This is a genomic window from Enterobacter sp. T1-1 (assembly GCF_000710795.1).
Classification (GTDB): Bacteria; Pseudomonadota; Gammaproteobacteria; order Enterobacterales; family Enterobacteriaceae; genus Enterobacter; species Enterobacter cloacae.
The window spans coordinates 1-15,081 of record NZ_JALW01000058.1; the positions used below are offsets into that span (position 1 = coordinate 1).

The 15,081-nt window shown below is 54.2% G+C and carries 13 protein-coding genes; 1 reads left to right on the forward strand and 12 read right to left on the reverse strand.

Features of this window, described 5'->3' with window-relative positions; all coding sequences use genetic code 11:
* Positions 1–63: 63 nt before the first annotated feature.
* Positions 64–1,401 (reverse strand): adenine permease AdeP, encoded by a 1,338-nt coding sequence (gene adeP / locus AK59_RS0118710; protein WP_023621401.1) that lies wholly within the window; start codon positions 1,399–1,401, stop codon positions 64–66.
* Between the two features lie 165 nt (positions 1,402–1,566).
* Between adeP and yieH the strand changes: the two genes are divergently transcribed.
* Positions 1,567–2,232 (forward strand): 6-phosphogluconate phosphatase, encoded by a 666-nt coding sequence (gene yieH, locus AK59_RS0118715; RefSeq protein WP_013099413.1) that lies wholly within the window; start codon positions 1,567–1,569, stop codon positions 2,230–2,232.
* 50 nt (positions 2,233–2,282) lie between these two features.
* Here yieH and phoU read toward each other — a convergent pair whose 3' ends face one another.
* From phoU to atpA, 11 genes are all read right to left on the reverse strand, one after another.
* Positions 2,283–3,008, reverse strand: coding sequence for a phosphate signaling complex protein PhoU (gene phoU, locus AK59_RS0118720; RefSeq protein WP_008500182.1), 726 nt, complete (start codon positions 3,006–3,008; stop codon positions 2,283–2,285).
* A 14-nt stretch (positions 3,009–3,022) separates the two neighbouring features.
* Positions 3,023–3,796 carry a phosphate ABC transporter ATP-binding protein PstB gene (pstB, locus tag AK59_RS0118725; protein WP_008500183.1) on the reverse strand — a complete coding sequence of 258 codons (774 nt, stop codon included), beginning with the start codon at positions 3,794–3,796 and terminating at the stop codon, positions 3,023–3,025.
* 47 nt (positions 3,797–3,843) lie between these two features.
* Entirely contained in the window at positions 3,844–4,734 is an 891-nt protein-coding gene (pstA, locus tag AK59_RS0118730) for a phosphate ABC transporter permease PstA (protein WP_020690249.1), read from the reverse strand.
* Positions 4,734–5,693 (reverse strand): phosphate ABC transporter permease PstC, encoded by a 960-nt coding sequence (gene pstC / locus AK59_RS0118735; RefSeq protein WP_013099411.1) that lies wholly within the window; start codon positions 5,691–5,693, stop codon positions 4,734–4,736. The genes pstA and pstC overlap by 1 nt, the downstream gene beginning before the upstream one ends.
* Before the next feature lie 128 nt (positions 5,694–5,821).
* Complete coding sequence (pstS, locus tag AK59_RS0118740) at positions 5,822–6,862, reverse strand: phosphate ABC transporter substrate-binding protein PstS (protein WP_013099410.1); 1,041 nt, start codon at positions 6,860–6,862, stop codon at positions 5,822–5,824.
* Positions 6,863–7,184: 322 nt separating this feature from the next.
* Positions 7,185–9,014, reverse strand: coding sequence for a glutamine--fructose-6-phosphate transaminase (isomerizing) (gene glmS, locus AK59_RS0118745; protein WP_029883499.1), 1,830 nt, complete (start codon positions 9,012–9,014; stop codon positions 7,185–7,187).
* Between the two features lie 237 nt (positions 9,015–9,251).
* Positions 9,252–10,622 (reverse strand): bifunctional UDP-N-acetylglucosamine diphosphorylase/glucosamine-1-phosphate N-acetyltransferase GlmU, encoded by a 1,371-nt coding sequence (glmU, locus tag AK59_RS0118750; protein WP_029883500.1) that lies wholly within the window; start codon positions 10,620–10,622, stop codon positions 9,252–9,254.
* A gap of 137 nt (positions 10,623–10,759) precedes the next feature.
* Positions 10,760–11,179: a F0F1 ATP synthase subunit epsilon gene (locus AK59_RS0118755; RefSeq protein WP_006177560.1), complete on the reverse strand. Its 420-nt coding sequence runs from the start codon at positions 11,177–11,179 to the stop codon at positions 10,760–10,762.
* A 20-nt stretch (positions 11,180–11,199) separates the two neighbouring features.
* Positions 11,200–12,582, reverse strand: a complete 1,383-nt coding sequence (atpD, locus tag AK59_RS0118760; RefSeq protein WP_003862362.1) for a F0F1 ATP synthase subunit beta — start codon at positions 12,580–12,582, stop codon at positions 11,200–11,202.
* 31 nt (positions 12,583–12,613) lie between these two features.
* Positions 12,614–13,477 (reverse strand): F0F1 ATP synthase subunit gamma, encoded by an 864-nt coding sequence (gene atpG, locus AK59_RS0118765; protein ID WP_003862364.1) that lies wholly within the window; start codon positions 13,475–13,477, stop codon positions 12,614–12,616.
* Positions 13,478–13,528: 51 nt separating this feature from the next.
* Positions 13,529–15,070 carry a F0F1 ATP synthase subunit alpha gene (atpA, locus tag AK59_RS0118770; protein WP_003862367.1) on the reverse strand — a complete coding sequence of 514 codons (1,542 nt, stop codon included), beginning with the start codon at positions 15,068–15,070 and terminating at the stop codon, positions 13,529–13,531.
* Between the last annotated feature and the right edge of the window lie 11 nt (positions 15,071–15,081).

Consider the following 15,081-nt stretch of genomic DNA (forward strand, 5'->3'; position numbering starts at 1 on the left):
AAGTGAGGTGCGGGCTGATGCCCTCACCCCAGCCCTCTCCCACGGGAGAGGGTGCAAACATGTTTATTTGGCGTCGATAAACACAATCTTCAGCACAAACAGCAGCGCCACAATGATGACGCACGGGCTGAGGTCGCGGAAACGACCAGTGCCAATCTTCATCACGCAGTAAGAGATAAAGCCCAGCGCGATACCTTCAGTAATAGAGAAACTGAACGGCATCATTACCGCGGTAATAAACGCCGGTACCGCTTCGGTTAAATCATCCCACTTCACGCGCGACAGGCTGGAGGTCATCAGTACCCCCACGTAAATCAGCGCACCGGCAGCCGCATACGGTGGAACCATGCCAGCCAGTGGAGAAAGGAAGATCACCAGCAGGAACAGAATACCCACCACTACCGCGGTCAGACCGGTACGGCCCCCTACGGAGACACCGGAAGAAGACTCAATGTAAGCGGTAACAGAAGAGGTTCCGATAAAAGCACCGCTGACAGAGGAGATGCTGTCCACAAACAGCGCCTGCTTCATGCGCGGGAATTTACCTTTCTCATCCGCCAGACCCGCTTTGTCGGTCACGCCGATCAGCGTGCCGGACGAGTCAAACAGGTTCACCAGCATAAAGGAGAAAATCACCCCCGCCAGGCCCAGATTCAGGGAACCCGCCAGATCAACATGACCAATAACGGTAGAGACGCTCGGTGGTGCGGAGACAATGCCGTTATAGTGAACGTCACCCAGCATCCAGCCCAGCAGGGTGGTCACTACGATGGACACCAGCACCGCCGCATGAATATTGCGGGAAGCGAGGATCGCGATGATAAAGAAGCCCAGCACGCCCAGCAGCACGTTATGGGAGGTCAGGTGACCGATGCTGACCAACGTCTCCGGGTTAGCGACGATAACACCGGCATTTTTCAGCCCCATCATACCGATGAACAGACCGATACCGCTGGTGATACCCACGCGCAGGCTGACAGGAATGTTAGCAATCATCCAGTAACGCACGCGGAAAATAGTCAGCAGCAGCAGACCAACCGCGCCCCAGAAGATAGCGCCCATGCCGACTTGCCACGGCAGCCCCATCGCCTGAACTACCACGAACGCAAAGAATGCGTTAAGCCCCATCGCCGGAGCCAGCGCAACCGGCAGGTTAGCGAATACGCCCATCAGAATGCTGCCAAGTGCAGCGATCAGGCAGGTGGTTACGAAGACGGCGCTGGTATCCATGCCAGCAACGCCCAGAATTTGTGGGTTAACAAAAACGATATAGACCATCGTCAGGAAGGTGGTAAAACCGGCGATCACTTCGGTGCGTGCCGTTGTGCCGTGCTCGCGCAGTTTAAACACGCGCTCAAGCAGACCCTGACCCGATGTCTGGGTTGTGTGTTGTTGACTCATCATCAATTTCCGAACAAGGAGGGAAAATTCGTCGCTATCCTATACCAAAATGCGACAATAGTGGCGGTTACGAGATACTTTTTTCATTGATTTTGCTTATACGGCAACGATTGCGTCTCGTTGAACTGCAGTACGTAAACGTTAAACTTGTAAAAAGGGAAAGGCATGTCCGGAATTGAAGCGGTATTTTTCGACTGCGACGGTACGCTGGTCGACAGTGAGGTCATTTGTTCCCGCGCGTATGTCGCCATGTTCCAGGAATTTGGTATTACGCTCGATCTCGACGAGGTGTTCAAACGCTTTAAGGGCGTGAAGCTGTACGAGATCATCGACATCATTAACGCCGAACACGGTGTGGATCTGGCAAAAACGGATCTGGAACCGGTGTACCGCGCCGAGGTCGCACGCCTGTTCGATTCTGAGCTGGAGGTCATTGCTGGCGCAAACGCGCTGCTGGATGCCATGACGGTACCGATTTGCGTGGTATCTAACGGACCGGTCAGCAAAATGCAGCACTCGCTGGGTAAGCTTGAGATGCTGCACCACTTCCCGGAAAAATTGTTCAGCGGCTACGATATTCAACGCTGGAAGCCAGATCCTGCGCTGATGTTCCATGCGGCAAACGCGATGAACGTCAACGTAGAGAACTGTATTCTGGTGGATGACTCGTCCGCGGGCGCGCAGTCGGGCATTGATGCAGGAATGGAAGTGTTTTATTTCTGTGCCGACCCGCACAACAAGCCGATCGATCATCCAAAAGTGACGACCTTTACCGATCTGGCGCAGTTGCCGGAATTGTGGAAGGCGCGCGGGTGGAATATTACACGATAGGTTTTTGTAGGCCCGGTAAGCGCAGCGCCACCGGGCATTTTAACCACTAATTACTCTTTCGGATCTTTACCCGCCAGCAGCTTGTCCAGTTCGTCGCCGCCCACGTGACGGAAGTCCTGACCTTTCACGAAGTAGAAAATGTATTCGCAAATGTTCTGGCAGCGGTCGCCGATACGCTCGATAGAGCGCGCGCAGAACAGGGCGGTCAGTACGCTTGGGATCGTACGTGAATCTTCCATCATGTAGGTCATCAGCTGGCGTACGATGCCTTCATACTCCTGGTCGACTTTCTTGTCTTCACGGTATATACGTACCGCTTCATCCAGATCCATACGCGCAAAGGCATCCAGCACGTCGTGCAGCATCTGCACCGTGTGGCGGCCCAGCGACTCCAGGCTTACCAGCAGCGGCTGGTGCTGCTGAGAGAATTTCTCCAGCGCGGTGCGGCAGATTTTATCCGCAACGTCACCGATACGTTCCAGCTCGGCGATGGTTTTGATGATGGCCATCACCAGACGCAGGTCGCTCGCCGTCGGCTGACGCTTGGCGATGATGCGCACACACGCTTCGTCAATCGCCACTTCCATCATGTTGACGTTTTTATCGCCTTCGATAACGCGCTTCGCCAGTTCGCTGTCCTGGTTATGCATCGCCGTGATCGCATCAGAAAGCTGTTGCTCGACCATGCCACCCATGGTCATGACCTGAGTGCGAATACTTTCCAGCTCTGCGTTGAACTGGCCGGAAATGTGTTTATTAAGATTGAGATTGTCCATAGCGCGCTCCTGAATCAACCGTAACGACCGGTGATATAGTCTTCTGTTTGCTTTTTAGCGGGCTTGGTGAACAGATCGTCCGTGTTACTGAACTCAATCAACTCGCCCAGGTACATAAATGCCGTGTGGTCGGAGCAACGCGCAGCCTGCTGCATGTTGTGGGTCACGATAACCACGGTGTAATCCTGCTTCAGCTCGGTGATCAGCTCTTCGATACGACCGGTGGAGATCGGGTCCAGCGCTGAACACGGCTCATCCAGCAGCAACACTTCCGGGCGGATCGCGATTCCACGCGCAATGCACAGACGCTGCTGCTGCCCGCCGGAGAGAGAGTAACCGCTCTGGTGCAACTTATCTTTGGTTTCGTTCCATAATGCGGCCTTGGTCAACGCCCACTGCACGCGCTCGTCCATATCGGCACGGGAGAGCTTTTCAAACAGGCGTACGCCAAACGCGATGTTGTCGTATATCGACATCGGGAACGGCGTCGGTTTCTGGAAAACCATGCCCACTTTCGCGCGCAGCAGGGCGATATCCTGAGCCTGGGTCAGAATGTTTTCACCGTCCAGGATGATTTCGCCTTCGGCACGCTGCTCTGGATAGAGCGAGTACATTTTGTTAAAGGTGCGCAGCAGCGTGGATTTACCACAGCCGGACGGACCGATGAATGCCGTTACCTGGTTCTTCGCGATATCCAGGTTGATATTCTTCAGGGCATGGAATTTGCCGTAGTAGAAGTTCAAATCACGAACCTGAATCTTACCCGGGGCAGTATCAACCATACTCATTGACTCATTTCCTCATTCGGCGCCGCGAGCTGCCGCGCCGTAAAAATTTAACCGTGTTTCTTCTTCGCGAAAATGACGCGCGCCAGAATGTTCAGCAACAGTACGCAAAGGGTGATGATCAGCACCCCGGCCCAGGCCAGCTGCTGCCATTCCGCGAATGGGCTCATCGCAAATTTAAAGATCGTCACCGGCAGGTTGGCGATCGGCTGCATCATGTCCGTGCTCCAGAACTGGTTGGAGAGGGCGGTAAACAGCAGCGGTGCCGTTTCACCCGCGATACGGGCAATGGCCAGCAGAATACCGGTCATGATCCCGGAGACAGAGGCTTTAAGCGTAATCGCAGAGATCATTTTCCACTTTGGTGTACCCAGCGCATACGCCGCTTCACGCAGACTGTCCGGCACCAGTTTGAGCATGTTCTCGGTGGTACGAATGACGATAGGCACCTGCAGCAGCGCCAGCGCAATCACACCCGCCCAGCCGGAGAAGTGTTCCATTTGTGCCACAACAATGGTGTAAACAAACAGACCCACCACAATAGACGGCGCAGAGAGCAGAATGTCGTTAATGAAACGAATCACTTCTGCGAGCCAGGATTTACGGCCATATTCCGCCAGATAGATACCCGCCATGATGCCAAGCGGCGTACCGAATACCGTCGCCCACAGGATCAGCAATCCGCTGCCTGCCAGGGCGTTCGCCAGTCCACCACCCGCCGTGTTCGGCGGCGGCGTCATTTCGGTGAACAGCGCCAGAGACATGCCGTCGATACCGCGAACCACGGTAGAGAAGAGGATCCAGATCAGCCAGAACAGACCAAAGGCCATCGTCGCCATCGAGAGCGTCAGTGCGATACGGTTTTTAAAACGACGCTTCGCCTGCATTTTGCGGCGGGATTCCGCAAGCTGAGCAGTGCTTTGCATTTCGAGAGTTGCCATTAGCGTGCCCCCTCATTTTTCGCGAGACGCAGGATCATCAGCTTGGAGATCGCCAGTACGATGAAGGTAATCACGAACAGGATCAGACCCAGCTCCATCAACGCCGCCACGTGCAGCCCGGATTCCGCTTCGGCGAATTCGTTCGCCAGTGCGGAGGTAATACTGTTACCCGGCATATAGAGCGAGGCACTGTCGAGCTGGTAGGTGTTACCGATGATAAAGGTCACCGCCATGGTCTCACCCAACGCACGCCCTAAGCCCAGCATCACGCCCCCGATCACCCCATTTTTGGTGAACGGAAGAACGATACGCCAGATCACTTCCCAGGTGGTGCAGCCAATGCCGTAAGCCGACTCTTTCATCATCACCGGGGTTTGTTCGAACACATCACGCATAACTGCCGCAATGTACGGAATAATCATGATGGCGAGGATCACACCAGCCGCCAGAATACCGATACCGAATGCCGGGCCGGAGAACAGCGCCCCCACAAACGGAATAGCGGAAAGAACATTACCCACCGGCTCCTGGAAATACGTGGCAAACAGTGGCGCAAAGATAAACAGACCCCACATGCCGTACACGATACTTGGAATGGCCGCCAGCAGTTCAATGGCGATACCCAGCGGGCGTCGCAGCCAGCCCGGTGCCAGTTCCGTCAGGAACAGGGCGATACCAAAGCTTACCGGAACTGCAATCAGCAGGGCGATGAACGAGGTGACCAGCGTGCCGTAAATCGGCACCAGCGCACCGTAGATATCATTCGGCGCGTCCCACTCTTTGGTCCACAGGAAGGAGAAACCGAATTTCTGAATGCTCGGCCAGGAGGAGAAAATCAGAGACACGATAATGCCGCCCAGCAGCAATAGCACAATCAGCGCAGCCAGTTTCACCAGCGCGCTGAAAATCATGTCACCTTTTTTACCCGGAGGGTTAAATGCAGGCTTGGTTGCAGCCATAAATTACTCTTCTGTTTGAGACGTTTTTACGAATATGCCCGGTGGCGCTGACGCTTACCGGGCCTACAGCGTTAACCGTAGGGCGGGTAAGCGTAGCGCCACCCGCCATCTTCGTTAAATATATCCTGTTAGTACAGCGCTTTACCGCTGCTGTCTTTCACGTTGGTTTTCCATGCAGCACGAATCTGCTCAACCACGCTGTCTGGCAGGCTGGCATAATCCAGGTCATTAGCCTGTTTGCCGCCGTTTTTGTATGCCCAGTCGAAGAACTTCAGCACTTCTGCGCCCTGCTCAGGTTTCTTCTGCTCTTTGTGAACCAGAATGAAGGTGGTAGAGGTGATTGGCCACGCGTCTTCACCTTTCTGGTTAGTCAGGTCCTGAGCGAAGGATTTGCTCCAGTCAGCGCCTTTTGCAGCGTTGGCAAAGTTCTCTTCAGTCGGGCTGACAGGTTTGCCATCAGCAGAAACCAGTTTGGTGTAGGACAGGTTGTTCTGCTTGGCGTACGCATATTCTACGTAACCGATAGAACCCGGCAGACGCTGTACGAACGCGGCGATACCGTCGTTCCCTTTACCGCCCAGACCGGTTGGCCAGTTAACGGTAGAGCCGGAACCGACTTTAGATTTCCACTCTTCATTCACCTTCGCCAGGTAGCTGGTGAAGACGAAAGAGGTACCAGAACCATCCGCGCGGCGAACCACGGCGATGTTCTGAGAAGGCAGCTTCAGGCCAGGGTTGAGCTTAGCGATGGCTTCGTCATCCCATTTTTTGATTTTGCCCAGGTAGATATCACCCAGGGTTTTGCCGTCCAGCACCAGCTCACCCGACTTCACGCCCGGCAGATTGATCGCCAGAACCACACCACCGATTACGGTCGGGAACTGGAACAGGCCTTCCTGAGCCAGTTTGTCATCAGACAGCGGAGCGTCGGATGCGCCGAAATCAACGGTGTTTGCGGTAATTTGTTTCACGCCACCGGAGGAGCCGATACCCTGATAGTTAACCTTGTTACCGGTTTCTTTCTGGTAGGTATCCGCCCATTTGGCATACACCGGCGCAGGGAAGGTTGCACCAGCGCCAGTCAGGCTTGCTTCTGCGAATACAGAGAAAGCGCTCAGAGATAAGGTCGCGGCGACAACAGTTGCGACAGTGGTACGCATAACTTTCATAATGTCTCCTGCAAGGATTTCGTAAATCATTGTTTAAGTGGCTACGATGAGCAAAATAGGACAAACAGGTGACAGATAAATGTACGAATTATGACAGTTTTATGACAATGGAAATTTAGCTTAAAAAGCAGCGAAATATTCCTGATTTATCATCATGTTAGCCACAATCATGACAACAACTTTTCAGAAATATTTTCTTTATGTGACACTGAAAAAAGTAGCTGAAGATGGCAGATTGTCATAAATAAAAACGCGAATGCGTTGATTAAAAACAAACCAGGCAGGGTAAAAAAGCTCCACCCGAAGGTGGAGCCTGGAGGGATTATTCTACGGTGACCGATTTCGCCAGGTTACGCGGCTGGTCAACGTCGGTGCCTTTGATCAGCGCAACGTGGTAAGCCAGCAACTGCAGCGGCACGGTGTAGAAGATAGGGGCAATAACCTCTTCTACGTGCGGCATCTCGATGATGTGCATGTTGTCGCTGCTGGCAAAACCGGCGTCCTTATCAGCGAAGACGTACAGTACACCACCGCGGGCGCGAACTTCTTCAATGTTGGACTTCAGTTTTTCCAGCAGTTCGTTGTTAGGTGCCACAACGATAACCGGCATATCCGCGTCAATCAGCGCCAGCGGGCCGTGTTTTAGCTCGCCTGCCGCGTAGGCTTCAGCGTGGATGTAGGAGATCTCTTTCAGCTTCAGCGCGCCTTCCAGCGCAATAGGGTACTGGTCGCCACGGCCGAGGAACAGGGCGTGATGCTTGTCAGAGAAATCTTCAGCCAGGGCTTCAATGCGCTTATCCTGAGACAACATCTGCTCAATACGGCTTGGCAGTGCCTGCAGACCATGAACGATGTCATGCTCAACAGAAGCATCCAGCCCTTTCAGACGCGCCAGTTTCGCCACCAGCATCAGCAGAACCGTCAGCTGCGTGGTAAACGCTTTGGTGGAGGCCACGCCGATTTCAGTGCCCGCTTTGGTCATCAGCGCCAGATCGGATTCACGCACCAGCGATGAGCCCGGCACGTTACAGATAGCCAGCGATCCCAGGTAACCCAGCTCTTTAGAGAGACGCAGCGCCGCCAGAGTATCTGCCGTTTCGCCAGACTGAGAAAGGGTGATCATCAGGCTGTTACGACGCACGGCGGATTTGCGGTAGCGGAATTCAGAGGCGATTTCCACATCGCACGGCACGCCAGCCAGCGATTCAAACCAGTAGCGAGAGACCATCCCGGAGTTGTAGGAGGTACCGCAGGCCACAATCTGAATGTGCTCAACCTTGCTGAGGAGCTCGTTTGCGTTGGCACCCAGTTCGCTCAGGTCCACTTCACCGTGGCTGATACGACCGGTCAGGGTGTTTTTGATGGCGTTTGGCTGCTCGTAAATCTCTTTCTGCATGTAGTGACGGTAAGCGCCTTTGTCGCCTGCGTCGTACTGCAGATTGGATTCAATTTCAGGACGTTTCACCTGCTCGCCTTTGGTATCGAATACCGTCACGCTGCGGCGAGTCACTTCTGCGATATCACCCTCTTCCAGGAAGATAAAGCGGCGGGTGACCGGCAGGAGCGCCAGTTGGTCAGAAGCGATAAAGTTTTCGCCCATGCCCATACCGATAACCATTGGACTACCGGAACGCGCCGCCAGCAGGGTGGACGGATCGCGGGAGTCCATGATCACCGTACCGTACGCACCGCGCAGCTGTGGGATTGCGCGCAGCACCGCGTCACGTAGCGTGCCGCCCTGTGCCAGCTCCCAGTGCACCAGGTGCGCAATCACTTCGGTATCGGTTTCAGAAACGAAGGTATAGCCGCGCGCTTTCAGTTCTTCGCGCAGCGGTTCGTGGTTTTCGATAATGCCGTTATGCACGACCACGATGTGTTCAGACACATGTGGGTGCGCGTTGCCTTCAGACGGTTCGCCGTGTGTCGCCCAGCGGGTATGCGCAATACCGGTGCCACCGTGCAGCGGGTGTTCTTCCGCGGCCTGGGCCAGCATCTGCACTTTACCGAGGCGACGCAGACGGGTCATATGACCTTCTGCATTCACCACTGCCAGACCGGCAGAGTCGTAGCCACGGTATTCCAGACGACGTAAACCTTCGAGAAGGATTTCAGCAATATCACGCTGCGCAACTGCGCCAACAATTCCACACATAGTTAGATTTCCTGATTATGGCGTTATGCCATGCGTTGTCGCTGACCTGTATTTGCCCTTTCCGGGCACCCCGAGCCTTGTAGAGAGTGGGGTTATTGTTATGGGTACTGCTTGTGGGGGGAGGATTATATTATCCCCTCACCCCGGCCCTCTCCCCAAAGGGGCGAGGGAGAAAAACACCGCACCGAACGATCCCCTCTCCCTTTGGGGAGAGGGTTAGGGTGAGGGGTAAATCCGTTACTTCTTCTTCACAGGGCGTTTCCAGCCCTGCTTGTGCACCTGCGGCACACGGCTTAATACCAGTTCGTTTTCGGCGATATCGCGCGTAACGGTTGTCCCGGCGGCAATCGTTACGCCGTTACCCACGGTAACAGGCGCCACCAGCTGAGTGTCGGAACCGACAAACACATCATCACCGATGATGGTTTTAAACTTATTCGCGCCGTCATAGTTGCAGGTAATCGTTCCTGCGCCAATATTCACGTTGTCGCCAATTTCTGCATCGCCCAGATAGGTCAAATGACCGGCTTTAGAGCCTTTACCCAGACGCGCTTTTTTCATCTCAACGAAGTTTCCAACATGTGAGCCTTCCAGCAGCTCAGCCCCCGGGCGCAGACGCGCGAACGGCCCAATAGTGCATGCCGCGTCAAGACGGGCATCTTCCACCACGCTGTATGGGCTAATTTCGCAATCGTCACCGATGACGCTGTTTTTGATCACACAGCCCGCACCAATTTTGACGCGGTTGCCCAGCGTGACGTTACCTTCCAGGATAACGTTAGTATCAATTTCAACATCGCGCCCATGCGCTAACGTTCCACGCAGATCGAAACGCGCCGGATCGCGCAGCATCACGCCGGCCAGCAGCAGTTTTTCGGCCTGTTCGGACTGATAAACACGCTCCAGACGGGAAAGCTGAAGGCGGTTATTCACCCCTTCGGTTTCGCTGATACGCGCCGGGTGAACCGCCGCAATCTCACGCCCTTCCTGGTACGCCATCGCAATGATGTCGGTGATGTAGTATTCACCCTGCGCGTTGTTGTTGTTGAGCTTAGACAGCCAGCGCTTCATGTCCGCGCCGTTAGCCATCAGGATACCGGTGTTGATCTCCTGAATCTGGCGCTGTGCTTCGCTGGCGTCTTTATGTTCAACGATACCCGTGACGTTGCCGTTTTCACGGGTGATGCGGCCGTAGCCGGTCGGATCGTCCAGCACGACGGTTAATAAACCGATACCGCCCTGCGGTTTGGCTTCACGCAGGCGAGTCAATGTGTCGATGGAGATCAGCGGAACATCGCCGTAGAGCATCAGAATGTCTTCGTCATCGGCAAAGAACGGTGCTGCCTGCTGCATTGCGTGACCGGTCCCCAGCTGTTCAGCCTGAAGCACCCAGTTGAGCTTGTCATCGCTCAGCGTCTTTTTAAGCAGATCGCCGCCGTGGCCATAGACCAGGTGAACCTGGCGAGCGCCCAATTCATTTGCTGCATCAATGACATGCTGCACCATTGGCTTTCCTGCCAGTGTATGAAGCACTTTAGGCAGATCGGAATACATGCGGGTACCTTTGCCTGCGGCAAGGATCACCACGCTCATCGCACTGTTTGACATACGCATCCTGACGGTAGTTTGAGTGAGAAGTAAAAACGTTTGGTGCTTAAAATTCTACATCTTTTTCGTCATGAATTAAGGACGAAAAAAAAGCCAGCCTGGTATCCAGACTGGCTTTTGTGCTTTTCAAGCCGGTGTTACATCGCTTTTTTGGTCAACTCGATAACGCGCAGTTTGGCGATCGCTTTGGCCAGCTCCGCAGACGCCTGAGCGTAATCCACGTCACCATGAGAGCTGCTAATGTGCTCTTCAGCCTTACGCTTCGATTCCAGGGCTCGCGCTTCGTCGAGATCCTGGCCACGAATAGCGGTATCGGCCAGAACGGTCACACTGCCAGGCTGCACTTCAAGAATGCCGCCGGACAGATAGATAAACTCTTCGTGACCGAACTGTTTAACGATGCGGATCATACCAGGCTTAATGGCGGTGAGCAGCGGTGCGTGACCCGGGAAGATACCCAGTTCACCTTCACTACCCGTTACCTGGATTTTCTCGACCAGACCAGAGAACATTTGTTGCTCTGCGCTGACGACGTCCAGGTGGTAAGTCATTGCCATATCACCCTCCGATTAAGGCGTTAAAGTTTTTTGGCTTTTTCCACAGCTTCTTCGATGGAACCAACCATGTAGAACGCCTGCTCTGGCAGGTGATCGTATTCGCCTTCCATGATGCCTTTAAAGCCACGGATGGTGTCTTTCAGGGAAACGTATTTACCTGGAGAACCGGTGAATACTTCTGCAACGAAGAACGGCTGGGACAGGAAGCGCTGGATCTTACGCGCACGTGCTACCACCAGTTTGTCTTCTTCAGACAGTTCATCCATACCCAGGATGGCGATGATGTCTTTCAGTTCCTGGTAACGCTGCAGCAGGGACTGTACGCCACGCGCGGTGTCGTAGTGTTCCTGACCAACAACCAGTGGATCCAGCTGACGGCTGGTGGAGTCCAGCGGGTCAACGGCCGGGTAGATACCCAGAGACGCGATCTGACGGCTCAGTACCACGGTTGCATCTAAGTGCGCAAAGGTGGTTGCTGGTGATGGGTCAGTCAAGTCATCCGCAGGTACATATACCGCCTGAACGGAGGTGATAGAACCGGTTTTGGTAGAGGTGATACGTTCCTGAAGAACACCCATCTCTTCCGCCAGCGTAGGCTGATAACCTACCGCTGAAGGCATACGACCCAGCAGTGCAGATACTTCAGTACCGGCCAGGGTGTAACGGTAGATGTTATCAACGAACAGCAGAACGTCACGGCCTTCGTCACGGAACTTCTCAGCCATCGTCAGACCAGTCAGCGCAACGCGCAGACGGTTTCCTGGTGGCTCGTTCATCTGGCCGTAAACCAGGGATACTTTGTCCAGAACGTTGGAGTCGGTCATTTCGTGGTAGAAGTCGTTACCCTCACGAGTACGTTCACCTACGCCCGCAAATACGGAGTAACCGGAGTGCTCGATCGCGATGTTACGGATCAGCTCCATCATGTTTACGGTTTTACCTACACCCGCACCACCGAACAGACCAACTTTACCGCCCTTCGCAAACGGACACATCAGGTCGATAACTTTGATACCGGTTTCCAGCAGTTCCTGAGAGCTGGACAGCTCTTCGTAGGAAGGTGCCGCGCGGTGGATAGCCCAACGCTCTTCTTCACCGATGTCGCCTTTCATGTCGATTGGCTGACCCAATACGTTCATGATACGACCCAGTGTTGCTTTACCTACCGGGACTTCGATCGGGTGCTCAAGGTCTTTAACTTCCAGACCACGACGCAGACCGTCGGAAGAACCCATCGCGATGGTACGCACGATACCGCCGCCGAGCTGCTGCTGAACTTCCAGCACCAGGCTCTCGTTACCATTCTGTACCTCAAGCGCGTCGTACACGCGTGGTACGGCGTCCTGAGGGAACTCGACGTCCACCACGGCGCCGATTACCTGGACAATCTTTCCAGTAGCCATCTTGAATCCTCTACGTAATTCGTAAACCTGGTTAAACCGCGGCGGCCCCCGAGACGATCTCGGTGAGTTCCTGAGTAATGCTGGCCTGACGAGCTTTGTTGTAAACCAACTGCAGCTCTTTAATCAGGCTGCCGCCATTATCGGTCGCGGCTTTCATCGCCACCATTCGTGCGGCCTGCTCGCTGGCCAGGTTTTCTACAACGCCCTGATAAACCTGAGATTCAACGTAACGACGCAGCAGGGTATCCAGCAGCGGTTTCGGATCGGGTTCATACAGGTAATCCCAGGCTTTCTGTTTCAGCTCGTCATCTTCTGAAGCCGGTAAAGGCAGCATCTGAGTGAGCGTTGGCACCTGAGACATGGTGTTAATAAATTTGTTGCTGACAACGTACAGTCTGTCCAGACGGCCTTCATCATAGGCCTGCAACATCACTTTAACCGGGCCGATCAGTTCGGACAGGGACGGGTTATCACCCATACCGGTCACCTGAGCGACAATGTTGCCACCAACGGAGTTAAAGAAAGAGACGCCTTTAGAGCCGATCAATGCGAGATCGCACTGAACGCCTTTATCGGACCAGCCTTTCATATCCGCCAGCAGTTTTTTGAACAGGTTAATGTTCAAGCCGCCACACAGACCACGGTCGGTCGACACCACCAGGTAGCCCACGCGCTTAACGTCGCGTTCTTCCAGGTAAGGGTGCTTATATTCCAGATTACCGTTTGCAAGGTGACCAATCACTTTGCGCATGGTTTCTGCATAAGGACGGCTGGCCGCCATGCGATCCTGCGATTTACGCATTTTGGAAGCGGCGACCATCTCCATCGCTTTAGTGATCTTTTGCGTGTTCTGGACGCTTGCGATCTTACTACGTATCTCTTTTGCGCCGGCCATGAGCTTCTCCTCAATGCCAGGCGGCTTGTCCTGAGACAAGCCGCCGGACGATTACCAGGATTGGGTTGCTTTGAAGGAATCGAGGATAGCTTTCAGCTTGCCTTCGATTTCGTCGTTATAGCCACCGGTCTGGTTGATCTCTTGCATCAGCGGAGCGTGATCACGGTCGACGTAAGCCAGCAGAGCGGCTTCGAAGCTACCGATTTTCGCCAGTTCCACATCTTCGAGGTAACCGCGTTCAGCCGCGAACAGTACCAGGCCCTGCTGAGCAACAGACATTGGTGCGTACTGTTTCTGCTTCAGCAGCTCGGTCACTTTCTGACCGTGGCTCAGCTGTTTACGGGTTGCTTCGTCCAGATCGGATGCGAACTGAGAGAACGCAGCCAGTTCACGATACTGTGCCAGCGCGGTACGGATACCACCGGACAGTTTCTTGATGATCTTGGTCTGAGCAGCACCACCTACACGGGATACGGAGATACCCGGGTTAACCGCCGGACGAATACCGGAGTTAAACAGGTTGGTTTCCAGGAAGATCTGACCATCGGTAATGGAGATTACGTTGGTCGGAACGAACGCAGAAACGTCACCCGCCTGGGTTTCAATGATCGGCAGCGCGGTCAGAGAGCCCGTTTTACCCTTCACTTCACCTTTGGTGAAGTTCTCGACGTATTCCGCGTTAACGCGGGAAGCACGCTCCAGCAGACGAGAGTGGAGGTAGAATACGTCGCCAGGGAACGCTTCACGTCCTGGTGGACGACGGAGCAGCAGGGAAACCTGACGATAAGCAACAGCCTGTTTAGACAGGTCATCGTATACGATCAGTGCATCTTCACCGCGATCACGGAAGTATTCACCCATTGCACAACCGGCGTATGGCGCCAGGTATTGCAGTGCAGCAGATTCAGAAGCGGTAGCCACAACAACGATGGTGTTAGACAGCGCGCCGTGCTCTTCCAGTTTACGAACCACGTTAGAAATGGTGGACGCTTTCTGGCCGATAGCCACGTACACACATTTGATGCCGGAGTCACGCTGGTTGATGATGGCATCGATAGCCATCGCGGTTTTACCGGTCTGACGGTCACCGATGATCAGTTCACGCTGACCACGACCGATTGGGATCATGGCATCAACGGACTTATAACCCGTCTGAACAGGCTGATCTACGGACTGACGGTCGATAACGCCCGGTGCGATAACTTCGATTGGAGAGAAGCCATCGTGCTCAACCGGACCTTTACCGTCGATTGGTGCACCCAGGGTGTTAACAACACGACCCAGCAGGCCACGGCCAACCGGAACTTCCAGAATACGGCCAGTACACTTAACCTTCATGCCTTCGGCGAGGTCAGCGTATGGACCCATCACAACTGCACCTACGGAGTCGCGCTCCAGGTTCAGTGCGATAGCGTAACGGTTACCCGGCAGGGAAATCATCTCACCCTGCATACAATCGGCCAGGCCGTGGATGCGGATAACACCGTCACTTACAGAAACAATAGTACCTTCGTTATGAGCTTCGCTCACAACATTGAACTGAGCAATGCGCTGCTTGATCAGTTCGCTGATTTCGGTGGAATTCAGTTGCATGCTCCAGTCCC